Source organism: Geitlerinema sp. PCC 9228, assembly GCF_001870905.1.
Classification (GTDB): Bacteria; Cyanobacteriota; Cyanobacteriia; order Cyanobacteriales; family PCC-9228; genus PCC-9228.
In genome coordinates, this window is record NZ_LNDC01000059.1 from 14,216 (window position 1) to 37,073 (window position 22,858).

The following is a 22,858-nucleotide window of genomic DNA, read 5'->3' on the forward strand; positions in this document are numbered from 1 at the left end:
TTCGCGTCGAACTCCTTTCACATAAATCCTCGATACGTTGGCAAGCCCTGTCGCTTGAGCGCAGGGAGGAAAAACGAACGGCGACTTTAGTCGCCTTCCCCAGCAAGGGGGAGAACGAAAAGAGGTACAGTTTACGTTCTTTCCGGTTCTAGCCGGAATCTCCTATCCTGTACGGCGTCATGGTCACCTCGCCTATGTTATCGGTCGGTACGATCGGAGGCGGCACCGTTTTCCCCCTGGTCCAATTAACTGCTCGGTTCTAGAGCATGGGACTGGCGTCGCATCCCAAGTAGGAACTTGAACACTTGCCGATAACATAGTCTCCAAAGGGCTGAGGCTGGTCAGCTACCTAAAGATAACAGGTATGAAGCCCCGTCTGGCTACTGCAGGGTGTTGACTATCTTCTCTACATCGTCGCCATAACCATCTCCAGCAGGCCCCTGTCAAAACATGCCAGCCATCAACAGGAACAAAACGCTAATCCCAGCCACAATCGTCAGCAAATAAAACTGGGACTGGCCGGAAACGTTGTAGCGTAGGGCTTGACCGCTAAAGATAGCCGCAAATCCTACCAAATTGATGGCACCGTCCAGGATGTAGCGATCGAACCAATTGGCAATCGTGGAAAAAATCTGCACCAACCACACCACGGTAATGCGATAGAGGCGATCGATGTAAAAATCGTACGCCAGGAAATCCTGAGCAAACCGCCAGTTGCGCTGTGCCGAACGCGCCCAATTCCGTGGCAGGGGAATGGCCAAAGCAGCCAAACAGCCCACAAATCCCCCGGAAGTAATCACAGGCATGGCAACTAAGGTAATTATGCTGTCATCCGTTACCCAAGGACCAGTCCAACTCAGCAGCAACTGCCACCGTTGGAGAATCCAAGGCATCAAACCAGTAACCACAATTAAAGCAACCATGGGGAAAGCCATTGGCCAGGTGGTTTCCGGGCAGCGTCGGGTTTTGGGTTGCGCTTCGCCCAAAAATACCGAACGGAACACGCGGGTTAGATTGAAAGCACTGAGGGTATTGATGGCTACCAATAGCAGTACCAACCACCAGGGAACCTCCCAAAATCCGTTTACCCAACGGCGCATGACCCAGAAGGTGGCAATGGGAACCAGGGCAACCAAACCAGCACTGCCGGTGACAAACGCCGAAGCAGTGGCAGGCATGCGCGACCACAGACCGCCCAATTCAGTGATGTTTTGGCAGCTGGTGTTGAGAATGACCGACCCGGCACTCATGAACAGTAGGGCTTTGCTGACTGCGTGGGTGAGTAGTAGCAACAGGGCAATGTCCACTTGTTGCAATCCCACCGCCACAAAGACCAATCCCAGATAGGCACTGGTGGAGTGGGAGAGGGCGCGTTTGATGTCGATTTGCGCGATCGCCATCAACGAAGCCCCTATGCTGGTGAGAATGCCCAAAGCTACCAAGGCACTGGAGGCGACGGTAGACAGACCCAATACTGGTTGCAATTTGATGAGAACGTAGGCACCGGCGGAGACGACGATGGAGTTCCGCATAATCGATGCCGGGTTGGGACCTTCCATGGCTTCATCCAGCCACAGATTCAGGGGGAATTGGGCACATTTCCCGGTGGGACCAGCAATCAGGGCCAAACCAATTAAAGCCGCCGTTAGCGGTGGTAGCGGGGCAGTAGCCGCCCAAGCTTCTAGCTCGGAGAAGGTAAAGGTAGCACCCAGACTGGAGAGAGCCACAATGCCCATTAACAGGATAATGTCCCCCACGCGCTTGGTGAGAAAGGCATCCCTGGCGGCGGTCACCACCAAGGGTTGGGCGTACCAAAAGCCCACCAGTAGGTAAGTGGAGAGGGTGAGGGCTTCTAGCAAGGCGTAGCTGACAAATAAGGAGTCGCTAATCGCGATCGCTGATAGGGCCGCCTCGAAAAAGCCCATCAATCCATAAAAACGGGCCAGGGACCAGTCTTTCTCCATGTATCCTAAGGCAAATAGCTGCGATAGCAAGCTGATACCAGCTACCAATTCCAAGGCCCCCATGTTCACTGGGGAAATTTCAATGGCAATGGATAGATCCAAATCGGCTATCTGCAACCAGGGAAAGACCATTTGTACGGGGGTGGGATGCTGCCAGGTCCAGAAAAAGACAATCGAACCGTGGACGAACGCCAGGAACGTCATCAACAGGTTCAAATAGGCTGCTGGTCGCGGACCTGTTCGTCGGATTGCCCCTAAGGACCAAGGCAGGGTCAGTAGAGTCCCGATGACCCCATACAGGGGAATGAACCAACTACTCTGCGATAGAAAATCCGTCATAAAAATAGCTCGTTATTTTAATGACAACAACGTTGGTGGTGGGGGTTGTGGTTTTTACTATAAGGCAATAGTTGGCCATTCTAAAATATAGGAAAATATGGTACGCAGATGCAGGCAGAGAATCTTTTAGTTTGTTTGTGGGCCAGATTAGGGATATTTATGCTTGAACGATCGTTTTCCCATGCCGCAGCCGGCTGCTTTTTAACCGGATGGTTCTCCAACCAGCGATCGCGTTTGCCCAAGTCAAGGTAGAGGGAAATGCTTTGAAAATCTTTACGAAAATTATGGAAAATTTGACATTGCTATCCACCAGAAAAGAACCACCTCTTTGAGAAATGCTGCTGGGGAGGGGATGGTGGGAGCGTATTTTTACTTATGCAACTCGGCGATCGCGATGGTTGAGACAAGGAAACGAGCGCTCGCAGTGTCTGGCACCCGGATCGCGGCGATCGCCTTGCCATACGTTTTTTTCTGACAGCGGTGCCCCCCCCAAACAACCAGAAAAAATGGCCAGGAACAACCAGCCAAATTCCGCTCAATAAGGAGATTGGGAAACCACAATTAAGTTTCATTAAACCATCTCATTAAAAAAAATCATCTTGATTTATATTGTCAAAGAGCCGGTCTTTTCCTATCCTTTTTTTGGGATCAAAAATGACCCTCCCCGTCAGCACCCCGCAGTAGCCAGACGGGGCTTCGTGCCTGTTATCTTTAGGTAGCTGACCAGCCCTTCGCCCTTTAGGGGCTACGTTATCGGCAAGTGTTCAAGTTCCTACCACCTTGGGATGCGACGCCAGTCCCATGCCCTAGAACCGAGCAGTTAAACAGTTGGACCAGGGGGAAAACAGTACCGCCTCCGATCGTACCGACCGATAACATGGGCGAGGCGACCATGACGCCGTACAGGGTAGGAGATTTCGGCTAGAACCGGAAAGAACCTAAACTGTACCTGTTTTCCTCCCCCTTGGTGGGGAAGGCGAGTGAAGTCGCCGTTCGTTTTTCCTCCCGGCGCTCAAGTGACAGGGCTTCCAAACGTATCGAGGATTTTCCGTGACAATTTTTCGTGCAGCGGAAAAACCACAGGCGGGTATAACTCCCAAAGTCAGTTGCATAGAGGAGTTCTACAATCAAGTAACCCAACTTTCCCCCTGGTGGCAAAAATTTCTCCCTAGTCTAGCAAATCCACCGAAGAAAAAAGCAACCTTCCCCTGGCATTGAGGCCATAGTATGCCCCTATGTACCGAAACCAGCAAAAAGAACCAACTCCGAGGTGGTGAAAACGGGAGATTTAGCCAGCCTCAGGACGATCTGAGATGGAAAAATAAATGCCTGGTTTCCCTATGGGAACTCGTCGCCTTACATCGCGGACTTGGATGGTTTTGTACGGAAACGTTGCCAGGGGATACGCAGCGCCCCTCCAGGAGGATTTGCTGTTTTGGCAACCACATCAGAATCTCTACCGAAGAAAGAAAAAATTATGCGGCGGTTCTCGGGTAGAATCAACAGGTAGACTTCTCAATTCTAGCGCCAGCAAGCCGTACAAAGCGATCGCCCCTAGCTATGGTTTTGGTTTGGGGAAACGGCAAGCTGGATGCACATCCAATCTGAAGAAAGGAGAGAAGTCTGCCCTTACCTCCTCTAGAAGCCGCCGTCAAGGAATCCAAACGGCTTCAATCGCTGGCCCTGTTGCCAGTGGGAATCCCGCTGTAGCGATCGCAGCGATCGCTTTTAGAGAAGGTAGAGCGTTTTTTGCAGTTTCAACTAGGGAAGCAGCAGAAAACGTAACCTCTGACAATTTTCGATCGGCGGTTCGCAAGCGTACCGCTAAGTAGTTTGAATCACCTCTATAGGAAGTAGGAGTTTCTCTCGATGCCAATCGCGGTAGGAATGATAGAAACCTTGGGCTTCCCAGCCGTTGTGGAAGCCGCAGATGCTATGGTCAAAGCAGCCCGAGTAACGCTCGTCGGGTACGAAAAAATTGGAACCGGTCGTGTCACCGTTAGCGTTCGCGGCGATGTTTCGGAAGTTCAAGCGTCGGTGGCAGCAGGCGTTGAGGGTGTCAAACGAGTCAATGGTGGTGAAGTATTGTCCACTCACATCATTGCCCGCCCTCACGAAAACCTCGAATACGTCTTGCCCATTCGTTATACAGAAGAAGTAGAACAGTTCCGAACATACTGACCGGTTGTTTAGAGAGTTATAAAAGCTGAAAATGGGCCATAGTTGGTGGGAAATTGCGGTGTTTGTCAGATTCCCCAAATCAAGGGGAAAACGCCAGCACCAAATTTCCCATCGACACATCCCCGTTTTCAGCGCTTCCAGCAGCCAACCACGTAGTAGGAACCAGGAGAAAAACCCATGGCAATTGCAGTCGGAATGATTGAAACCCTAGGCTTTCCCGCTGTGGTCGAAGCCGCAGATGCAATGGTGAAAGCCGCCCGCGTCACCTTAGTAGGATACGAAAAAATCGGTACCGGTCGCGTTACCGTCATCGTTCGGGGTGACGTTTCGGAAGTTCAAGCTTCGGTATCAGCAGGTGTTGAAGGGGTCAAAAGAGTGAAAGGTGGTCAAGTCCTTTCCACACATATTATTGCCCGTCCCCATGAAAATCTGGAATACGTGTTACCAATTCGCTATACAGAAGAAGTAGAACAGTTTCGCGAAAGCATCGATACCCCTCGTCCCCTAGCCAGACAGTAACCTTCCGTAGGACATAGAATAAGATTAGAAATGATGTGGTCTGTTTGGGCGCGGTGCTTGTAGGTCAAAAATTGGCTGCTGGCATTGTGCTTCCCCAGTTAAGCAAAACCAACTTCCCAAAGCAAGCGATTGGGAGGCAAAGCACGCTCGCGAACGAGCACCCGTCAGCATATTTCCCCAATCTTGTTCGCCTAGTTTGGTTCCCTGTTCTTGTCTTCCATCGCAAAAAAACTGGCAAGAGAAGACATCCATCAAGCACTTGCTAGTTGCAATGGTCCCAGGGACCAGCGCCTTCGACACCATCAAAGGCGCGCCATCTAGGCCAGGCTTCTGCCTGGGTGTAGCCATTGGCAAGTGCTCGGTATAACTTGTTGAATTCAGGAGGAATTCCCCATGGTAGTCCGCAGTGTAGCGGCTCCTCCGACACCTTGGTCGAAGAATTTAGCCGAACCGCAAATTGACGAGACGGCGTACGTCCATTCCTTTTCCAACATCATCGGCGACGTACGAGTGGGGGGGAACGTCCTCGTTGCACCTGGAACCTCCATTCGCGCGGATGAAGGAACGCCGTTTGCCATTGGTGACAGCACCAATATTCAAGACGGCGTGGTCATCCATGGTTTGGAAAAAGGTCGGGTTGTAGGCGACGACGGTCAGGAATATTCCGTCTGGATCGGTCCCAATTCCTGCATTACCCATATGAGCCTGATTCACGGACCTGCCTACATCGGCAGCGAGTGTTTCATCGGCTTTCGCTCCACCGTATTTAACGCCCGGGTTGGATCGGGGTCCATCGTCATGATGCATGCCCTCATCCAAGACGTGGAAATTCCGGCAGGGAAATACATTCCCTCTGGAAGCATTATTACCAACCAACAGCAGGCCGATCGCTTGCCCGAGGTGCAAGAAGCCGATCGCGATTTTGCTTCCCACGTCGTTCAAATTAACGAAGCCCTGCGCAGCGGTTACTTCTGTGCGGCGGACGAAGCTTGCCTGGTTTCCGTACGCAACGAAGCCAACCAATCCAACGGTAAAAACTACGCTTCTAACAATGGCGGTAGCCCCAACCGCGGCTCATCGAGTTCCTATAAGTCCATGAGAACCAGTTTAGACCCCGAAGTTCAAAAACAAGTACGCAATCTGCTCTCCCAAGGATACCGCATCGGTACCGAACATGCGGACAAGCGTCGTTTCCGGACCAGCTCCTGGCGCAGCTGCCCGCAAATTACTGCCCAGCGCGAAGATGAAGTGTTTGCCGAACTGAAGCTTGCTTGGCCGACCATGCCGGCGAGTACGTCCGTTTGATCGGTATTGACCCCACCGCCAAACGCCGGGTGCTGGAAACCATTATCCAACGTCCCGACGGCCAGGCACCGCAAACTTCGAGCCGCCATTCCTCTGGCAGTAGCTACAACGGTGGCGCTCGCAGCACCCAGGGTTCGAGTTCCCCAGGTACGGCAACCAGCAGCCGCTTGAGTCCCGAAGTGCAGCAACAAGTACGCAATCTGCTCTCCCAAGGATACCGCATCGGTACCGAACATGCAGACAAGCGTCGTTTCCGGACCAGCTCCTGGCGCAGCTGCCCGCAAATTACTGCCCAGCGCGAAGATGAAGTGTTTGCCGAACTGCTTGTTTGGCCGACCATGCCGGCGAGTACGTCCGTTTGCTAGGCATTGACCCCACCGCCAAACGCCGGGTATTGGAAACGATTATTCAGCGTCCCGACGACGAAGCCCCCCAATCGGGACAGCGCCAAGCGGCTGCGGGACAACAACGTCAAACTACCACAACCAACGGTTATTCGGGCAACAGCTACGGGAGCAGTGCTTCCAGCTACAGCGGGAATAGCGCGGCAACCGGCAAGTTGGATGGCGAAACCCGCGAACAAGTACGCAATTTGCTGTTGCAAGGTTATCGCATTGGTGCCGAACATGCAGACAAGCGCCGTTTCCGTACCAGTTCCTGGCGCAGTTGCGGTCCCATTGAAGGCAAGCGGGAGTCGGAGGTAATTGCCAACTTAGAAGCCTGTTTGTCTGAATATGCCGGCGAGTACGTGCGCTTGCTAGGCATCGACCCCACAGCCAAACGCCGGGTATCGGAAACGATTATTCAACGCCCTGAGTAGTTTTGGTTGAGTGGTTTGGGAACCCCGCTTCCCTGTCTTCGAGGAAAGGCAAAGCGGGAAGCTAGGGATACGCAGCTGCAGGGTTGACTCTCAAGGCTGCTGTCCGTGTTTGCCTTTTCTCTTTTTCCCCGTTTTCCTTTCCTGGCTTTGCCAGGTTGCAAGCAGCCAGTCATTTCATACCACCCTTTCCATGTATTTGCCACCTTTACAAACATTATCGGAGGGGTTACAAACGCGTGCGGCACCAGCTCATGTTAGCGGTGACGTGTCGATTCATCCCAATGCCGCGATCGCGCCGGGCGTTATTTTACAGGCAGCGCCCAACAGTCGTATTGTGGTTGCTGCTGGGGCTTGTATCGGCATGGGTGCCATTATTGAAGCGCACGAGGGGACCATTGAAATCCAACAGGGTGCGGTTTTGGGAGCTGGCGTTTTGGCGATCGGACGCGGCACCATTGGGGAATACGCTTGTGTGGGTGCCGCTACCACGATTTGGAATACCAGCGTTGCGGCTATGGAGGCGATCGCTGCGGGGTCAATTCTCGGCGATCGCTCCCGTTCGGTGGATTTATCGGACGATGCAGTGCCCGAAAAGGCTTCCTCGACCGCCAGTTCCCCAACTTCCAATTCCGATGAGTCTTGCGATCGCACCCCCTCTCCATCGCCACCATCTTCAGCTGCCGATGTCACCCAGGCAAGCGGCTACCACCATACCGATAATGGTACTACCCCATCAGGTGCCGCACCACCTGCCGACCGAAACGGCTATCCCGATAGTTCCCCAGCACAAGCAGGTGCAACCACACCACCTACCGAGTTCCATGGTAATTCCAATGGTGGTGTCCGTGCTGCCCACGGGCAACCGGATTTTGCTTCGCCATCCCCAGATGCCTCGTTTTCAGCGTCCGAGAGCAAGAACGGTCAAACGGCTGAAAACCAAGCTGGTAGCTCGCTCGATGGTGTGGCCACTTCCCAATCGCAAAATGGTGGTACGAGTGGTGCGGCCACTGGTGCTTCTATGTCGCCGCACATGCCGAGTCCCAACTACGGTCAGGCTTATATCCATCAGTTACTCGTTACCTTGTTTCCCCACCGCCATCCCAGCAACTACACGCCAGCAAGCAACAACGATTCCCATACGGAAAGCGAAGACGATGCTGGCACCGCGGAAAATTTTTAAGCAGCGATCGCGCTGGGAGCAAGCGACGCCCCCAGAAAGCTGCTTCTGCAGACAATCCGGCCAATGCCCCTTACGAGGAACTTCTTTTTTCCAGCCCTCTGCTAGCAAGTTAAACAATACAAAAATTGTAAAAATTGCGAGAACGAACTTTTCCCATCTAGTAGGAAAAGAAATAGGGGAAGCCAACCAGCCGACCAGCAGCAAAAAGTTGTGCTTGCCAGCCATCAAAACAGTTCAAAGGAGCATTTCTTTGCCGATTTATTTGCAATTGAAGTAAAAATTTGGGGAAAATAGCGCTACGGAATTGTTTGGCGATCGCCCTAAGTAAGACTACTTAAATTTTTCCAAGATCGGGACAGTTTTTTCCAGCAACTCCAGCCATCTATCCAATAGAAAATCGTGGGCGATCGCTTGCTTGGTAGCACTTTCCAGAGATTGCCGCTATGTTTTTACCGGTAGCCCAGCGCCATTTTCTAAAGTGCCTTTTCCAGATTTCAGAAGCCATTTTCTCATTTTTTGTAAACTTTTATCAATAATTTTTGGTGGAATTGCTGCTAAGTTTTTAAATTTTTTTTACCTTCCATTAAAGAAACTAATTACTTCGATCGCCAATCGAAATAAAAATTTGCGAACGGGAAAAAAATTTCATGCTTAAAAATACAAAAGTTCGTGTTACGATAAGGAGTGGATAAGGCAATTGCGTCTGGGATTGCCATTTTAAATCTCCGAGGAGCCAGTCAAGTTAGCAAGCCTAGGGGCTGTTGCTATTGGTGCGAACGCCGTGGCTGTATCGTTCCCTACTGCTGGTGGGGAGCATTTGCCAACGGCCGTTGCCATGGCATCGGTACCGACAACCGTGCCGACTTTCTAGCTCCTGGAACATAAACGTAAAAAAATTCTCTCTGTAGCCTGCGAGGAAAGAGAACTTATGGTACAAGCCCAATCAAAAAGCGGATACGAAGCTGGGGTAAAGGATTACCGCCTCACGTACTACACGCCCGACTATACCCCCAAAGAAACCGATATCTTAGCTGCCTTCCGGATGACTCCCCAACCGGGTGTACCCGCTGAAGAAGCTGGTGCTGCAGTAGCAGCGGAATCCTCCACCGGTACCTGGACCACCGTGTGGACGGACTTGTTGACCGACCTCGATCGCTACCAAGGTCGCTGCTACCACATCGAACCAGTTTCCGGGGAAGACAACCAATACTTCTGCTTCGTTGCCTATCCCCTGGACCTGTTTGAAGAAGGGTCCGTCACCAATATGCTGACCTCCATCGTCGGGAACGTATTCGGTTTTAAAGCCCTACGTGCCCTGCGTTTGGAAGATCTTCGCATCCCCGTTGCCTACCTGAAAACCTTCCAGGGACCTCCCCACGGCATCACCGTCGAGCGGGACAAACTGAACAAATACGGTCGTCCCCTGCTCGGCTGTACCATTAAGCCCAAACTGGGTCTGTCCGCCAAAAACTACGGTCGCGCCGTATACGAAGGCTTGCGCGGTGGCTTAGACTTCACCAAAGACGACGAAAACATTAACTCCCAGCCCTTCATGCGTTGGCGCGATCGCTACTCCTTCGTCGCCGAAGCCATCCACAAAGCCCAAGCCGAAACCGGCGAAATCAAAGGGCACTACCTCAACGTCACCGCCCCCACCTGTGAGGAAATGCTGAAGCGGGCCGAATATGCCAAAGAATTGGGCATGCCCATCATCATGCACGACTACCTCACCGGTGGCTTCACCGCCAACACCACCCTCGCCAAATGGTGCCGCGACAACGGCTTGCTGCTGCACATTCACCGCGCCATGCACGCCGTGATCGACCGTCAGAAAAACCACGGCATGCACTTCCGGGTCCTCGCCAAGTGCTTGCGCATGTCCGGCGGCGACCACCTACACGCCGGTACCGTGGTTGGTAAGCTAGAAGGCGAACGCGGTATCACCATGGGCTTTGTGGACCTGATGCGCGAAGACCACATCGAAGAAGACCGTTCCCGCGGCATCTTCTTCACCCAAGACTGGGCTTCCATGGCTGGCGTCATACCCGTTGCTTCCGGCGGTATTCACGTATGGCACATGCCCGCCCTGCTGGATATCTTCGGCGACGATGCCTGCTTGCAATTTGGCGGCGGTACCTTGGGACACCCCTGGGGCAATGCACCCGGTGCTACAGCCAACCGTGTGGCTTTGGAAGCTTGCGTACAAGCGCGTAACGAAGGTCGCAACCTCATGCGCGAAGGCAACGAAATCATCAAAGAAGCCGCCCGCTGGAGTCCCGAACTGCAAGCGGCTTGCGAACTGTGGAAAGAAATCAAATTCGAATACGAAGCTGTGGATACGCTTTAATCGGAAGAAATCAAAGCGACCGGCTTGGGGATGTCAGATTTTGGGTTTTCGATACAATAGGTATTTAAAACCTGAAATCGACTATTCCCAAGGCTGGGAAAGGGGGATCGTGGATCCGAAACAAGTGGCCAAAAACACGGCACGGGTTTTGCAAAATTACCTCACCTACCAAGCACTGCGCACGGTCATCGAACAGCTGTCAGAAACCAACCCACCCATGGCCTTGTGGTTGCAGCAATACTCTGGCGGCGTGTTCCAAGATGGGGAGGCTTACCTACAAAACCTGCTGCAAGAGCGCAAAGATTTGGTGTTGCGAATTTTGGCCGTGCGCGAAGATCTGGCCAATTCGGTGGTAGACTTTTTGCCAGAGATGGTGCGTACTGGTATCCAGCAATCCAATATGGAAACGCGCCGCCAGTTGTTAGAACGCATGACCTCATCCCAGCCTGCATCCGAAGCGCGAACTTCCGAACGTAGCCATCCCGAATTGACAGACGAGGAATCTTCTCCTGAGGAAGGAGGTTCCAGCGAAGAACCATCGTAAATTTCAGCGTAGATTTTCGGAGTCCATCGATGAAAACTTTACCAAAAGAGCGACGTTACGAGACTTTATCTTACTTACCCAATCTCACCGACCAACAAATTGCCCGTCAGGTTCAGTATATGCTGGATCAAGGGTTTATTCCCGCCATTGAGTTTAACGAAGATTCGGCTGCCGAAACCCATTATTGGACCCTGTGGAAGTTGCCCCTGTTCCAAGCATCTTCCCCGCAAGACGTACTTGATGAAGTACGGGAGTGCCGTCAAGAATATCCCAATTGCTTCATCCGGGTAGTAGGATTTGACAACATTCGTCAGTGTCAAATGATTAGTTTCATCGTTTACAAACCCAACCAAAGCCGCTTCTAGGGTTGTTGTTGTAAAACTCCCACAGCAAAGGTCGGGGCGAACATTAGTTCGCCCTTATTTCATTGGCCAAATTTTTCGGGTTGGAGAGAAACTTCAGTTAGCAGTCAATCAAAAAAACAGCAGGTTTTTTATGGGACTCGGTCAAGAAATTTCAGAAGTATTGGGGTCACGTTTGTCCTATCAAGGACGCAAATTTCGCTTTGTTGTGGAAAAATTGCGGTTGCCCAAAGGCACCCAAGCAGAATTTGAGTATATCAAACATCCTGGAGGAGCTTTGTGCGTTCCCGTCACCAACGACGGCAAACTGATTCTCGTACGTCAGTATCGCTTCAGCGTTTGCGATCGCTTGTTAGAGTTTCCAGCAGGCACGGTGGAACCCCACGAAGACCCGGAAGCAACAATTCGCAGAGAAATTGAAGAAGAAACTGGATACCGCGCCCATCAATGGCAAAAACTCGGGGAATTTTCCCTAGCACCTGGTTATTCCAGCGAAATGATTTATGCTTTTCTAGCTAAAGATTTGGAACCGTTGGATACGCCACCCGAACAAGATGTAGATGAGGACATTGAAGTGGTGACCCTTTCTGCTGAGGAACTCAAAGCAGCAATTTTGGCAGGGGAACCTGTGGATTCCAAATCCATCTCTAGTTTTTTCTTGGCACAGGATTTTCTATAATCCCATTTCTGAAAAATAAGTCGGCGCTTCCCGAAGCGCCCCCCCCGTCATAATTTTCCATGATTTTTCGTCGGCGCTTTCCAGGACATTGGTTTGCCGGAATTTTACCTGAAACAGGAAAATAGCGATCGCCTGGGGAGTCAAAATTGATTTTTAAGTGAGGATCCCAAGGAACCAAGTTGGGGAGGCCACAGCTTCATGGACCCCCAATTGAGCCGCTGACCTCAATAAAAATTTTCCAAATTCCCCATCAATATATTATAATTTATACTTTACGCTCGGTTTTGAGTATCGTTTCCATCTATTCCCTTGATGGAAAAAACGCAAGTTCCCGGTAGCGATCGCTGGCTTTTCCAATCAAACCACTTATCCACCGAGAAAAGATTTCCCACTCAGCCTAACAAACCACCTTCTGCACGTACGCCTCCCTTTCCCAACCATCTATATCCCGAGGAAAACACCGAGACTGGCCGTGAATGCAGCCAGCAGCCTACGTACGATTGCTGTTACCTAAGTTTTTCCAGGTAGCTGCCAACAACCGCGAAACCAAATTCTGCGAGATAAACGCCCATTTTGTTAGGGAAAATTTGATATAGAAAAAGACCACCCTCTTTTTTAGAGCTTCCCTGAGGAGAATTTTATGCCAACTTTGGGTAAAGATTTGTCCCACATCACAAAAGCGACCTCTAACATGACGCACAATAGGAAGTAGGAAAAATCGGGGAAGTGGGTGGGAAATCAACCGGTTGGCAACTATCATTCACAATGTAGGGGGATACCATACAAACGAACATGGAGGTTCGACCCGATGAAGAAGATTCTCGTCGTTGATGACGACCAAACCTTGCGCTTGGTGTTAAAACGTTATTTAGAAAATCAGGGGTATTTGGTTTCTGTGGTGCATTCTGGCATTGATGCGCTGGAAGTCTTCGACCGCGAACCACCCGATCTGATCGTCTCGGATATTATTATGCCCCAAATGGATGGCTTTGAATTTTGTCGTCGCTTACGGGCCAAACGTTCCGGTCAATTGGTTCCGTTTATTTTTCTTTCCAGCAGAGACGAACTGGACTATCGGGTAGAAGGTCATTCCATTGGTGCAGATGACTATCTCATCAAACCTTTTGAACCGAGAGAACTGGTCGCCAAAATTGAAGCTCAGTTGGAGAGAACCCGCCGTATCTACTCAGAAATGGTACGTTTGATGCAGCAAGGTGTCAATTCTGGAGGAGCTTCAGAATCCTTCTCCTCCCAGCAATCGCCTCTACTATCCAACTCAGAACCAACAGAAAGTGGCAAATCGGGAGAGGAACGGGAACCGCTACCGCTCACACCAGCGGAAGCCAGGGTGTTTTGGGAAGTGGTGGAGGGCTATACCAACAAACAAATTGCCGAACGCTTGTTTATTAGCCCCCGCACGGTACAAACCCACCTCAGCCACATTTTAAATAAATTAAAATTAGACAATCGCTCCCAATTGGTACGCTTTGCTTTTGAACAAGGATACGAACCCCCTACGGATAACGATCGCCAAGATAACTACCAACTGAGTGAAAATTCATGAGCCATTTGGTGTACGATGTAGCCACCCTCCAAGCAGCGATCGCCGATCGCCCCCAGCAATGGCGACCGTGCGTATTTACCAACGGTTGTTTTGACCTGCTTCACGTCGGTCACGTCCGTTACCTGCAAGCTGCAAAGGCATGGGGACGGACATTAATTGTCGGCGTCAACAGCGATCGCTCGGTACGATCCATCAAACCACCAAAACCCCAACAACCTACCCGACCCCTTATTCCCCAAGGGCAGCGAGCGGAAATGGTAGCCGCTCTCAAACCAGTAGATGCGGTAGCAATCTTTGAAGAAACCACCGCCAGCCATCTCATCGAGCAATTGCAGCCGGATATTTATGTCAAAGGGGGCGATTACAACCTAGAAACTTTGCCAGAAGCGGCATCTGTGCGCTCTTATGGCGGTAGAATTGCGCTAGTTCCCATTGAAATTTCCACATCAACTACTACGATCGTTAATCGTATCCTCAATTTTGTAGAACTTTATGAGTGACTCCACCATTGCCGCATCCGAAGTCCAAGCGATCGCTCAAAAACTCCTAGATGCCCCGCCAACCAAGCAAATCCAACTGCTGCAACAGCTAGCAGAAGGCGGCGAAACTGGCATCCAAGCGCTCATCGATTTTCTTCAAGCTCGCCAAAACCAGCCGCCTACCATTGCCATGGGGAAAGCTTACCAGCTTTTGATTCAACAGGACTATCCCCAAGCCCAAGATTTTGTCCGCAATACCCTCCCCGAAGGCGTCGTCCCCTTGCAATCCGACCGAAACATGGATTATCGGCAATTGCAGGAACAACTGGCGCAAGCAGATTTTCTCAAAGCCGACCGACAAACAGCGCAAAAACTCTGCGAACTCGGCGGCGAAATGGCGGCAAAAAGAAAATGGCTGTATTTCACCGAAGCCGCGCGCCTGCCAGTTACCGATCTGCGTACCATCAATACCCTGTGGCAGGTCTATTCGGAGGGCAAATTTGGCTATTCCGTCCAACGAGAGCTGTGGCTTTCGGCTGGCAAAGATTGGGAAAAATTCTGGCAAAAAATTAACTGGAAAACTGGAAATAAATGGACCCGCTATCCCAATGAATTTACTTGGGATTTAAGCGCTCCCAAGGGCCATTTGCCTTTGTCCAACCAACTGCGAGGGGTCCGCGTTTTGAAAGAAATTCTTACCCATCCCGCTTGGCAGAACGACACCAGCGACCAATAATATCGACCAGCAGTCGTACGCAGGGGAGTCGATCTTCCCCTTTTGGTGGGGAGGGAGATGCCCAAATGTTGCCTGGCATGGGCTTTGTTTGTATTTTGTACGAACAAAAAACTATTTTTGCGCAGGTTAGATGTTTGGGTAAAGGCGTCTGCAAAAACCTCCCCTTTTTTATGGCGAGTTCCCTCCCCCTATGTCTGCTCCCAGTATACCAGCAACTCTCTGACTTGTCAATAGCCAAACCGCCCACGATCGGTTATTTTCGTAAAACCAAAACCGGACATCGAGCAAATCGAATCACTCTTTCCGCTACCGACCCCAACAAAAAACGCCGCAGTCCTGTGCGACCGTGAGAAGGAATCACAATTAACTCAATTTCCTGAGCTTTGGCATAATCAACAATTGCCGCACTGGGGTCGCCGATAGCAACGTGCAAGTGAAGTCCCTGATAGCAGCGATCGCCAAAGGTTTCCCAAAACACCTTTTCCACATGCTGCTTGCGCGTGCGATCGTTGGTAGTTTGATACATAACCCCCGGTTCTCCCACATTCAGCTGGGGTAAAACGTGAATCACGTACAAATGGGTCGCCTCGCCAACAAACGCCAATGTTTTTTCCAAAGCCTCGGTGGATTCTTCCGAAAAATCAAACGGAACCAGAACTCGATTTTGCGAAAATAACACCTGCTCTCCTTTAGAACCGCTAAAACCGCTCATGGGTGTTCTTTCACCCCCCGCCAAACCTCTTTTTTCGCGAATCTCCTAAAAACTGTTATTGTAGAACATTGTAAACAGGCATCGATATGTATTTTTGTAAATAACGTACGACGAAATTGGAGGATGTCCCCATCGTTTTGAGAAAAAATTTCATTTATATTTTCTTGTTTCTCGGACTTCCTATCGTCTTTTTAGCTAGCAACCCGAGCATCACCGAATACTTCATTCGAGGAATCGATGCGATCTTCTCGCAACTGGTTTCCCTATTTTTCCACGCCATCTTTTTTAGCATTGGTGATGTTCCCCTGGTGGTTTTGTGGTTAATTGGCGGTGCCATCTTTTTCACCTTACGGACCAACTTTGTCAGCATACGCGCCTTTCGCCATGCCATCGACATCGTACGGGGAAAATACGACAGCCCCGAAGAAGAAGGGGAAGTATCCCACTTCCAGGCACTCGCTACAGCCCTTTCTGCCACCGTCGGATTGGGCAACATTGCTGGGGTGGCGATCGCGATTACTCTCGGTGGTCCGGGAGCAGTTTTCTGGATGACCGCGGCGGGTTTGCTGGGTATGAGCAGCAAATTCGTTGAATGCACCCTAGCGCAAAAATACCGCACCATCAAACCCGACGGCACGGTAGCTGGTGGTCCCATGTACTACCTCGATCGCGGTTTGGCGGAACTGGGCAAAGCTCAATTAGGCAAAGTCCTCGCTGCCGCCTTTTCCCTATTTGCGATCGCTGCGGCCTTGGGCAGTGCCAGCATGTTTCAAGCCAACCAATCCTACAGCGCCATTGCCAGCGTTATGCCCCAGCTACCGGGATGGCTGTACGGTGCCGTGGTTGCCCTATTGGTCGCCCTGGTAATTTTAGGGGGGATCCAACGCATCGGTCGGGTAGCCGGTACCCTGGTGCCTGCCATGTGTGGAATTTATGTATTGGCTGCTTTGTGGGTATTGCTGCTTAACTTCCAAGAAATTCCTCAAGCCGCCACCACCATCGTCACCGATGCCTTTTCCCTGGATGCTGCCGGCGGTGGCTTTGTGGGTGCTTTGGTGCAGGGATTGCGCCGTTCTGCTTTCTCCAACGAAGCTGGCGTGGGGTCGGCCGCGATCGCCCATTCTGCCGCCAAAACCAAAGAACCCATCCGCGAAGGTTTGGTTGCCCTGCTGGAACCGTTTATCGACACGGTAATTATTTGCAACCTAACTGCCTTGGTAATTTTGACCACGGGGGTTCATGAAAGTACCGATTCTTCTGCTATTGGCGGCGCGCAATTGACAGCAGCTGCATTTGGCGCTGCTATTGATTGGTTCCCCAATGTTTTGGCGGTTGCCGTGTTGGTGTTTGCTTTCTCCACCATGATTTCCTGGGGATACTACGGAGAACGTAGTTGGAGTTATTTATTCGGCGATCGCAGTTTGGTGGTTTACCGGGTGTTATTTGTTTTTGGTGTTTTTGTAGGTGCGGTGGTCAACGCCAGTTCGGTCTTGAAACTGAGCGACGGCATGCTGTATGCCATGTCGTTTCCCAACTTAATCGGTGCCTATTTTCTCAGCAACAGCGTTGTGCGAGACTTGGATAGTTACATGCTACGCTTGCAAGCTAAGAAACTGGCCATTCGCAAAGCCGATCTTTTAACCTGAAAGTAGAATTTTGAACGCGAGGAGGAGCTAGATATGAGTATTACCTATAAAGTTTCCGATATGGCTTGTTCTGCCTGTGCCGAAAACATTACCAAAGCCATTCAAAGCATCGATGCTGGGGCTAGAGTTAATGCCGACCCGGAAAGCAAATTGGTGCAAGTAGAAACCCAACAGCCAGACGCTCAAGTGCAAGAAGCAATCGCCAAAGCCGGCTATACACCAACACCAGCTTAGGGGATTTGGGTGGATCGGCAACTGCTGGGTCCGAGTCCGCAGGGGAAGATCCCCGTTTTTGACCGGCGATCGAAATCACAGAACTTCCTGTTCGGCGATCGCACGTACATGCTGAAAAATTGGGGATAGTAGAACTGTAGCCTTATTCCTTCCTACAGCCATGCTTCCCCAAGTTCAACCCCTCCCCGGTGCTATTTCCGAAATTCTCGCCTCCGCCAGCCGCAACGGTTGCCTAACCAAAGCCGATCGCTACGGACTTATGGCTGCCATTCTCGAAGAATCTTTGAGCGAAGAAGAAATGCGTGCCATCAACCGGCTGTTACGCGCGGTCAATCGCGGTTGGATCCGGGTTACCAACGATTCCCACTCGCAAGTTGCCTGAATTGCTGCGGTTAAAACAGGAAATGGGAAGCGATGGGAAGAGATGTTAACCAATTTCTACGGTATTGTTAGAAGCAACAAAACGATCGGCACCCGGCCGTTCGCTTTGGGAGATCGTGCGAATGGGGGATTCAATGGTTAATTGGGCGCGATCGCAGGCTTGTTTGAGGGCAAGAATGGCTTCTGTTTGAGTACGCCGTACCTGGGCAATTTCGGGGAAGGTCCAGTAGCGGATGGTCAAATCTACAAAACCACTGCTAAAACTGGTGACATCAATTTCTGGTTCGGGGTCAGTTAAAATGCCTTCGACTTCAGCGATCGCGTTTAACAGGATTTCTTTGGTGCTTTCAAAAGGTAAGCTGGTATCCACCCCAATAGCTAAATCAATGCGGCGGTTAGGCAAAGCTGTTAGAACGCGCACGGGATTGGTGAGCAAGATAGAATTGGGCATGACCACAATTTCACCGGCGTAGGTTTGAATTTGCGTCGAACGCAATGCCACTTCCACCACTGCCCCTTCGTAGTCAGCCACCGCAATCCGATCGCCAATGCGAAACGGTTCTTGCAATAAGAGGAAAATGCCTGCCAGAAAGTTTTTAAAAATATCTTGAAAAGCAAAACCAAAAGCTACCGACCCCAGCCCCAGCAAACCCACCAAATCTCCCAAACGCAAATCGGGGAACAGAAAAACGCTTGCCAGCAGCAACCCCATTCCCCAAACCGAAATATGGGTGACTTGTAAGGCAAACACTTGTAAGGAATTGTTGCGAACGGTATGTTTGGCGGTTTTTTGCACAACCTTACCGGCAAATTGGGCAACATGGCGAGTTAAAATAACCACAATCGTCGCCATGAGAATACTTGGCAAATATTGAATGAGGGTTCCCAGCAATTTTAAAAAGCTAGCTTGAATTTCCACGAGCAACGCTTCCATAAACCTATCTTGAAAAAATACAATCGGAGAGTCTAACGCCCCAAATGTTTAAAAAAACAACAAATATAGCGTTTTCAGTGAAATGGTGAATAATCGTGAATGCTGCCAGAGTGAGGGCGAATGCCGTTGTCTCCTACTTATCGTTCAATTGTAAAAATCTTGTAAAAAAAGTGCTGCTAGCTGGACAACTTTCCCTACGGAATGGCTATGATTTGATTGTTTTTATTGTAGGCGATCGGATGGGGAGGCGATCGCTACCCAAAGACAATCCAGAAAGCCAGCCTGCGGGGATGGGGTTTTCCTCGTACAACCTTCCTTCCCACAGGCAACAGTGGGGCTATCGTCAAAACAAAACACGGGGTGCTAAAATCAGCAGGCGAGGTGTTGCCAAGATCTTGAGGAAACGGCTTGCCCCCGTTTGCCCTTTTGTGTCCCTTCGCGATCGCCACCCTCGTTGCCTGGTATGATTTTTATACTCATTATTTTCTTTTCCTTTTTTAATATTTTGTTTTTGCTAGGAAACCAACCATGAGCGTAATAGACAGCCGCCAATTTGCTCCCATCGCTTCCCGTGCCCTCAAGCTGACTGGGATTTTGTTAATTTTATCGGCCATTGTCGATTTTTTGGTCCTGCCCATTCCCTATCAATTTCTCGACCGGGGATGGCGCATTAATGTTGTCACCCAGACAGTCGAAAGGGGTATTATTCCCATGATTGGCATTGCCTTGTTGCTACTAGGTTTTTGGGTGGCGGATGTTTATATGGGCAAGCCCAAACCCGTCAAAAAATATCAGGATTTGCGGACTTGGGCGCTTATCCTGTCAAGTTTATTAGGGTTAGTATATTTACTGTACGTACCCATGTTTCTCAACGACGTACGCATCCAGAACAAGCGTACGATTCAACAAATCGAACAGCAATCCCAGCAAGCGGAAGAACAATTGGGGAGCGAGGAATTCTCCCAACGCTTGGAACAGCAACAAAGTCAGGTCAGACAGCAGATTCAAAACCTCTTGCAAAGCGAAGAAAACTTCCAGCAAGCCCTGGAAAATGTTCCCCAAGAGCAAGCACAAAGATTGCAAGAGTTTAAAGAAAATCCCAATGCTCTAGACCAATTTTTGCAACAGCAAGCCGATAATTTCCGCAATCGCAATTTAACGCAAATCCGCGAACGGGAGCAGGAACTAAAACAAGAAAATAATACGGAGGCGTTAAAAAATTCTATTCGGATTGGATTTAGCTCTCTCTTGCTTGCGATCGCGTATATTATGGTCGGTTGGTTGGGGTTAAAGAGCGTCAAAAGTGCCCCCGGTGCATCTGCACGTACAGCTGATTCTAAATAATGAATGCTCGATCCTGTAACAGCGGCAGGATCGAAATTTCGTTGAATTCAATCCGGGGAAGAGCTTCGCCTATGGATGCCATGTTTTCCATTTACATTCTTACTTACAACGAAGAAATTGATATCGCCGATTGCATCGAATCGGCCATGCTCAGCGACGATGTAATTGTGGTAGATTCCTTTAGCAGCGATCGCACCGTCGAGATAGCCCAGCAATATCCCGTACGCCTGGTACAGCATGCCTTTGAAAGCCACGGCAAACAGCGGACCTGGATGCTGCAAGCAGTACCAGCCAAGCATGAGTGGGTTTACATTCTCGAAGCCGACGAACGCATGACGCCAGAACTGTTTCGGGAATGCCAGCAAGCCATTCAAACCAACGAATGCGTGGGATACTACGTCGCCGAACGGGTAATGTTCATGAACCGCTGGATTCGCCATGCCACCCAGTATCCCCGCTACCAACTGCGGTTGCTGCGTCCGGATCAAGTTTTCTTTACCGACTACGGACACACGGAACGGGAAGTTTGTCAAGGACCCACGAGCTTCTTGCAAAATACCTATCCGCACTATACCTGTAGCAAAGGCATGAGTCGCTGGATTGAAAAACACAACCGTTACTCCACCGACGAAGCCAAAGAAACCATCAGACAACTCGAAAGTGGTAAAGTCAGCTGGCGGCAAATTTTCTTGGGAAAAACCGAAGTAGAACGGCGGCGTGCCTTGAAAGACCTTTCCCTGCGTACGCCTTTGCGACCGTTGGTGCGCTTTTTCTACATGTATTTTCTACTCGGAGGCATTCTCGATGGCTATCCCGGATTTACTTGGTGCGTTTTGCAGGCATTTTATGAGTTTTTAATCGTAGTGAAAGTTTGGGAACTCAGACACGCCTCCCCCAAAAGCGATCGAGTAGCACAACCAGAAACCCCTACCCAAGTATAGAAACTCCCAGTGCGATCTAAAATACATAATATCGGCAGTGGTGCGAGCGGCAGGCAAAATAGAATCATTTCCCAGAAAAAATTGTAATATTTATTTACAATAAATTCAGAAACCACCTCAAAATGAGGATCCAGTTTATACAGAAAGGAGAGTAGGTTTGCCGTGCTACAACGCTTCATGGAAGATCTCAAAAACGACCTCATAGCCGGTCTTCTCACAATTGTTCCCCTAGCCACCACCATCTGGATTAGCGTTACGATGGCAAGGTGGGCCATCGATGCCCTAACCAGCATTCCCAAGCAGCTCAATCCCTTTGAGGGATTGGATCCGTTGCTGGTGAGCTTGTTGAACTTGTTGGTGGGGATTCTCGTACCGCTAACGCTCATCCTGTTGATTGGTTTGATGGCACGCAATATCGTGGGGCGTTGGTTGTTGGATGTTAGCGAAAGAATCTTTCAAGGAATTCCCCTCGCCGGTTCGGTCTACAAAACCCTCAAACAACTTCTCGAAACCCTGCTGCGGGATTCTCGGGAAAAATTCCATCGAGTGATTTTGGTGGAATACCCCCGTCGCGGTGTTTGGGCGATCGCCTTTGTGACCGGTAGCATCAAAGGAGAACTCAAATCCCACCTAGAAAGCGGCATGTTGAGTGTCTTCATCCCCACCACCCCCAACCCCACCTCGGGATGGTATGCCATTATTCCCGAAGACGAAGTTATCAACCTTTCCATGTCCATTGAAGACGCCTTCAAAGTCTTGCTTTCCGGCGGTATTGTCAGCCCCAGCAACCTACCTGCCCTCTCGTCAAAAGAGCTGCAAAGTCGTACACTAGAGTCGCTGGAAAATAACAACGAGGCGGCTACTGGAGAAAACCATTCCATCTCCGAAACCGCCAACAACGCCAACCAGTCTTAGCAAACCCCATTCCCACCCACAAATTCCCCTATGAAAGCTCGGCAAATTGCACGGGAACTTGCACTGCTCAGTCTCAGCCAAATCGGCGGCAAAGAAAGCGCCGAACTAGACGACCTAGTGCTGGCATCGATCCGCACCCTCAGTTCGGAATGCGAAGAACTCCTAGAAACAGCTTCTTTGGAAATCAAACGCGGCGAAAACTCTATTTTCGATAGCGAAACCCGCGCCGCCGATTTGGAAAGCAGCAAAAACGCGGTTCGCGAAGCCATGGAACTAGCGCGCGCCGCCATCAATCGTGTTGGTATGGCTGTGGAGCTGCCAGAATTTTTGCAGCTAGCCAACCAAAAAGAAGTGCGCGCCTATGCCTGGGAAATTCTCAGCAACGTCAAAACCAACCGCGAAGAAATCGACGAAGTCTTACAGCAATCCTTGGTTTCCTGGCAGTTGAGACGCCTGCCGCGCATCGACCGGGATTTATTGCGCATTGCCGCTGCCGAAATGATGTATATGGGCACTCCCCAGCAAGTCGCCATCAACGAATGCGTGGAAATTGCCAAACGCTATAGCGAAGAAGAGGGACATCGCTTTATTAACGGTATTTTACGCCGTCTCAGCGATCGCCTGCGCGATCGCAGCGTTCCCACCTCCAACACCTCCAAATAAGGAACTGCTGTTGAGTCCAACCCCGTTTCCACGGTAAAATAAGCAGCAAAAAGTACGCGCGAAGCTGAA

Annotated in this window: 22 protein-coding genes and 1 pseudogene; 20 read left to right on the forward strand and 3 right to left on the reverse strand. The window is 50.5% G+C overall.

Annotation, left to right across the window (positions count from 1 at the left end; translation table 11 throughout):
- Positions 1 to 443 precede the first annotated feature (443 nt).
- Positions 444 to 2,303, reverse strand: coding sequence for an NAD(P)H-quinone oxidoreductase subunit F (locus AS151_RS04470; protein ID WP_071515852.1), 1,860 nt, complete (start codon positions 2,301 to 2,303; stop codon positions 444 to 446).
- Positions 2,304 to 3,643: 1,340 nt separating this feature from the next.
- On the opposite strand from AS151_RS04470, the gene AS151_RS04475 reads away from it, so the two are divergent.
- The 13 genes and pseudogenes from AS151_RS04475 to AS151_RS04540 all read left to right on the forward strand — a co-directional run bounded on the left by AS151_RS04475 (position 3,644) and on the right by AS151_RS04540 (position 15,019).
- The gene (locus tag AS151_RS04475; RefSeq protein WP_211517522.1) at positions 3,644 to 4,135 is read left to right on the forward strand and encodes a hypothetical protein; all 492 of its coding nucleotides are present in this window, start codon (positions 3,644 to 3,646) and stop codon (positions 4,133 to 4,135) included.
- Between the two features lie 37 nt (positions 4,136 to 4,172).
- Entirely contained in the window at positions 4,173 to 4,484 is a 312-nt protein-coding gene (locus AS151_RS04480) for a carbon dioxide-concentrating mechanism protein CcmK (protein ID WP_071515854.1), read from the forward strand.
- Positions 4,485 to 4,661: 177 nt separating this feature from the next.
- Positions 4,662 to 5,003 (forward strand): carbon dioxide-concentrating mechanism protein CcmK, encoded by a 342-nt coding sequence (locus AS151_RS04485; RefSeq protein WP_071515855.1) that lies wholly within the window; start codon positions 4,662 to 4,664, stop codon positions 5,001 to 5,003.
- Between the two features lie 393 nt (positions 5,004 to 5,396).
- Positions 5,397 to 7,128 (forward strand): annotated as a pseudogene (locus tag AS151_RS04495) (ribulose bisphosphate carboxylase small subunit).
- A gap of 190 nt (positions 7,129 to 7,318) precedes the next feature.
- The gene (locus tag AS151_RS04500; protein ID WP_071515857.1) at positions 7,319 to 8,308 is read left to right on the forward strand and encodes a hypothetical protein; all 990 of its coding nucleotides are present in this window, start codon (positions 7,319 to 7,321) and stop codon (positions 8,306 to 8,308) included.
- A 684-nt stretch (positions 8,309 to 8,992) separates the two neighbouring features.
- Positions 8,993 to 9,193: a hypothetical protein gene (locus tag AS151_RS21325; protein ID WP_139240508.1), complete on the forward strand. Its 201-nt coding sequence runs from the start codon at positions 8,993 to 8,995 to the stop codon at positions 9,191 to 9,193.
- Positions 9,194 to 9,236: 43 nt separating this feature from the next.
- Positions 9,237 to 10,655, forward strand: coding sequence for a form I ribulose bisphosphate carboxylase large subunit (locus AS151_RS04510; RefSeq protein ID WP_071515859.1), 1,419 nt, complete (start codon positions 9,237 to 9,239; stop codon positions 10,653 to 10,655).
- Positions 10,656 to 10,764: 109 nt separating this feature from the next.
- A complete protein-coding gene (locus AS151_RS04515; protein WP_071515875.1) occupies positions 10,765 to 11,199 on the forward strand; it encodes a chaperonin family protein RbcX in 435 nt (144 codons plus the stop codon).
- A gap of 29 nt (positions 11,200 to 11,228) precedes the next feature.
- On the forward strand, positions 11,229 to 11,564 hold the full coding sequence (locus tag AS151_RS04520) for a ribulose bisphosphate carboxylase small subunit (RefSeq protein ID WP_071515860.1): 336 nt from the start codon (positions 11,229 to 11,231) through the stop codon (positions 11,562 to 11,564).
- 130 nt (positions 11,565 to 11,694) lie between these two features.
- Positions 11,695 to 12,240, forward strand: coding sequence for an NUDIX hydrolase (locus AS151_RS04525; RefSeq protein WP_071515861.1), 546 nt, complete (start codon positions 11,695 to 11,697; stop codon positions 12,238 to 12,240).
- Between the two features lie 808 nt (positions 12,241 to 13,048).
- On the forward strand, positions 13,049 to 13,804 hold the full coding sequence (locus AS151_RS04530; protein WP_071515862.1) for a response regulator transcription factor: 756 nt from the start codon (positions 13,049 to 13,051) through the stop codon (positions 13,802 to 13,804).
- On the forward strand, positions 13,801 to 14,304 hold the full coding sequence (locus tag AS151_RS04535; protein WP_071515863.1) for an adenylyltransferase/cytidyltransferase family protein: 504 nt from the start codon (positions 13,801 to 13,803) through the stop codon (positions 14,302 to 14,304). Before AS151_RS04530 ends, AS151_RS04535 begins: the two co-directional genes overlap by 4 nt.
- Positions 14,297 to 15,019, forward strand: coding sequence for a GUN4 domain-containing protein (locus tag AS151_RS04540; protein WP_071515864.1), 723 nt, complete (start codon positions 14,297 to 14,299; stop codon positions 15,017 to 15,019). Before AS151_RS04535 ends, AS151_RS04540 begins: the two co-directional genes overlap by 8 nt.
- Positions 15,020 to 15,272: 253 nt before the next feature.
- Here AS151_RS04540 and AS151_RS04545 read toward each other — a convergent pair whose 3' ends face one another.
- Positions 15,273 to 15,731, reverse strand: a complete 459-nt coding sequence (locus AS151_RS04545; protein ID WP_071515865.1) for a universal stress protein — start codon at positions 15,729 to 15,731, stop codon at positions 15,273 to 15,275.
- 137 nt (positions 15,732 to 15,868) lie between these two features.
- Between AS151_RS04545 and AS151_RS04550 the strand changes: the two genes are divergently transcribed.
- From AS151_RS04550 to AS151_RS04560, 3 genes are all read left to right on the forward strand, one after another.
- A complete protein-coding gene (locus AS151_RS04550; RefSeq protein ID WP_084639399.1) occupies positions 15,869 to 17,377 on the forward strand; it encodes an alanine/glycine:cation symporter family protein in 1,509 nt (502 codons plus the stop codon).
- 33 nt (positions 17,378 to 17,410) lie between these two features.
- A complete protein-coding gene (locus tag AS151_RS04555) occupies positions 17,411 to 17,611 on the forward strand; it encodes a heavy-metal-associated domain-containing protein (protein ID WP_071515867.1) in 201 nt (66 codons plus the stop codon).
- A gap of 160 nt (positions 17,612 to 17,771) precedes the next feature.
- Positions 17,772 to 17,993: a hypothetical protein gene (locus AS151_RS04560; protein ID WP_071515868.1), complete on the forward strand. Its 222-nt coding sequence runs from the start codon at positions 17,772 to 17,774 to the stop codon at positions 17,991 to 17,993.
- 45 nt (positions 17,994 to 18,038) lie between these two features.
- On the opposite strand, the gene AS151_RS04565 is transcribed toward AS151_RS04560, so the two are convergent.
- On the reverse strand, positions 18,039 to 18,926 hold the full coding sequence (locus AS151_RS04565; protein WP_071515869.1) for a mechanosensitive ion channel family protein: 888 nt from the start codon (positions 18,924 to 18,926) through the stop codon (positions 18,039 to 18,041).
- 528 nt (positions 18,927 to 19,454) lie between these two features.
- Here AS151_RS04565 and AS151_RS04570 point away from each other — a divergent pair.
- The 4 genes from AS151_RS04570 to nusB all read left to right on the forward strand — a co-directional run bounded on the left by AS151_RS04570 (position 19,455) and on the right by nusB (position 22,789).
- The gene (locus AS151_RS04570) at positions 19,455 to 20,270 is read left to right on the forward strand and encodes an HpsJ family protein (RefSeq protein ID WP_071515870.1); all 816 of its coding nucleotides are present in this window, start codon (positions 19,455 to 19,457) and stop codon (positions 20,268 to 20,270) included.
- A gap of 80 nt (positions 20,271 to 20,350) precedes the next feature.
- Positions 20,351 to 21,211 (forward strand): glycosyltransferase family 2 protein, encoded by an 861-nt coding sequence (locus AS151_RS04575; RefSeq protein WP_071515876.1) that lies wholly within the window; start codon positions 20,351 to 20,353, stop codon positions 21,209 to 21,211.
- 162 nt (positions 21,212 to 21,373) lie between these two features.
- On the forward strand, positions 21,374 to 22,126 hold the full coding sequence (locus AS151_RS04580) for a DUF502 domain-containing protein (RefSeq protein ID WP_170861313.1): 753 nt from the start codon (positions 21,374 to 21,376) through the stop codon (positions 22,124 to 22,126).
- A 30-nt stretch (positions 22,127 to 22,156) separates the two neighbouring features.
- Positions 22,157 to 22,789, forward strand: a complete 633-nt coding sequence (nusB, locus tag AS151_RS04585) for a transcription antitermination factor NusB (RefSeq protein ID WP_071515871.1) — start codon at positions 22,157 to 22,159, stop codon at positions 22,787 to 22,789.
- Positions 22,790 to 22,858: the final 69 nt, after the last annotated feature.

Coding starts and splice junctions, on each gene's coding strand:
- nusB (WP_071515871.1), top strand. CDS start 22,157: ATGAAAGCTCGGCAAATTGCACGGGAACTTGCACTGCTCAGTCTCAGC.
- AS151_RS04500 (WP_071515857.1), top strand. CDS start 7,319: ATGTATTTGCCACCTTTACAAACATTATCGGAGGGGTTACAAACGCGT.
- AS151_RS04480 (WP_071515854.1), top strand. CDS start 4,173: ATGCCAATCGCGGTAGGAATGATAGAAACCTTGGGCTTCCCAGCCGTT.
- AS151_RS04530 (WP_071515862.1), top strand. CDS start 13,049: ATGAAGAAGATTCTCGTCGTTGATGACGACCAAACCTTGCGCTTGGTG.
- AS151_RS04575 (WP_071515876.1), top strand. CDS start 20,351: ATGTTTTCCATTTACATTCTTACTTACAACGAAGAAATTGATATCGCC.
- AS151_RS04545 (WP_071515865.1), bottom strand. CDS start 15,731: ATGAGCGGTTTTAGCGGTTCTAAAGGAGAGCAGGTGTTATTTTCGCAA.
- AS151_RS04560 (WP_071515868.1), top strand. CDS start 17,772: ATGCTTCCCCAAGTTCAACCCCTCCCCGGTGCTATTTCCGAAATTCTC.
- AS151_RS04525 (WP_071515861.1), top strand. CDS start 11,695: ATGGGACTCGGTCAAGAAATTTCAGAAGTATTGGGGTCACGTTTGTCC.
- AS151_RS04565 (WP_071515869.1), bottom strand. CDS start 18,926: ATGGAAGCGTTGCTCGTGGAAATTCAAGCTAGCTTTTTAAAATTGCTG.
- AS151_RS04470 (WP_071515852.1), bottom strand. CDS start 2,303: ATGACGGATTTTCTATCGCAGAGTAGTTGGTTCATTCCCCTGTATGGG.
- AS151_RS04555 (WP_071515867.1), top strand. CDS start 17,411: ATGAGTATTACCTATAAAGTTTCCGATATGGCTTGTTCTGCCTGTGCC.
- AS151_RS04540 (WP_071515864.1), top strand. CDS start 14,297: ATGAGTGACTCCACCATTGCCGCATCCGAAGTCCAAGCGATCGCTCAA.
- AS151_RS04510 (WP_071515859.1), top strand. CDS start 9,237: ATGGTACAAGCCCAATCAAAAAGCGGATACGAAGCTGGGGTAAAGGAT.
- AS151_RS04485 (WP_071515855.1), top strand. CDS start 4,662: ATGGCAATTGCAGTCGGAATGATTGAAACCCTAGGCTTTCCCGCTGTG.
- AS151_RS04535 (WP_071515863.1), top strand. CDS start 13,801: ATGAGCCATTTGGTGTACGATGTAGCCACCCTCCAAGCAGCGATCGCC.
- AS151_RS04570 (WP_071515870.1), top strand. CDS start 19,455: ATGAGCGTAATAGACAGCCGCCAATTTGCTCCCATCGCTTCCCGTGCC.
- AS151_RS04520 (WP_071515860.1), top strand. CDS start 11,229: ATGAAAACTTTACCAAAAGAGCGACGTTACGAGACTTTATCTTACTTA.
- AS151_RS04475 (WP_211517522.1), top strand. CDS start 3,644: ATGGGAACTCGTCGCCTTACATCGCGGACTTGGATGGTTTTGTACGGA.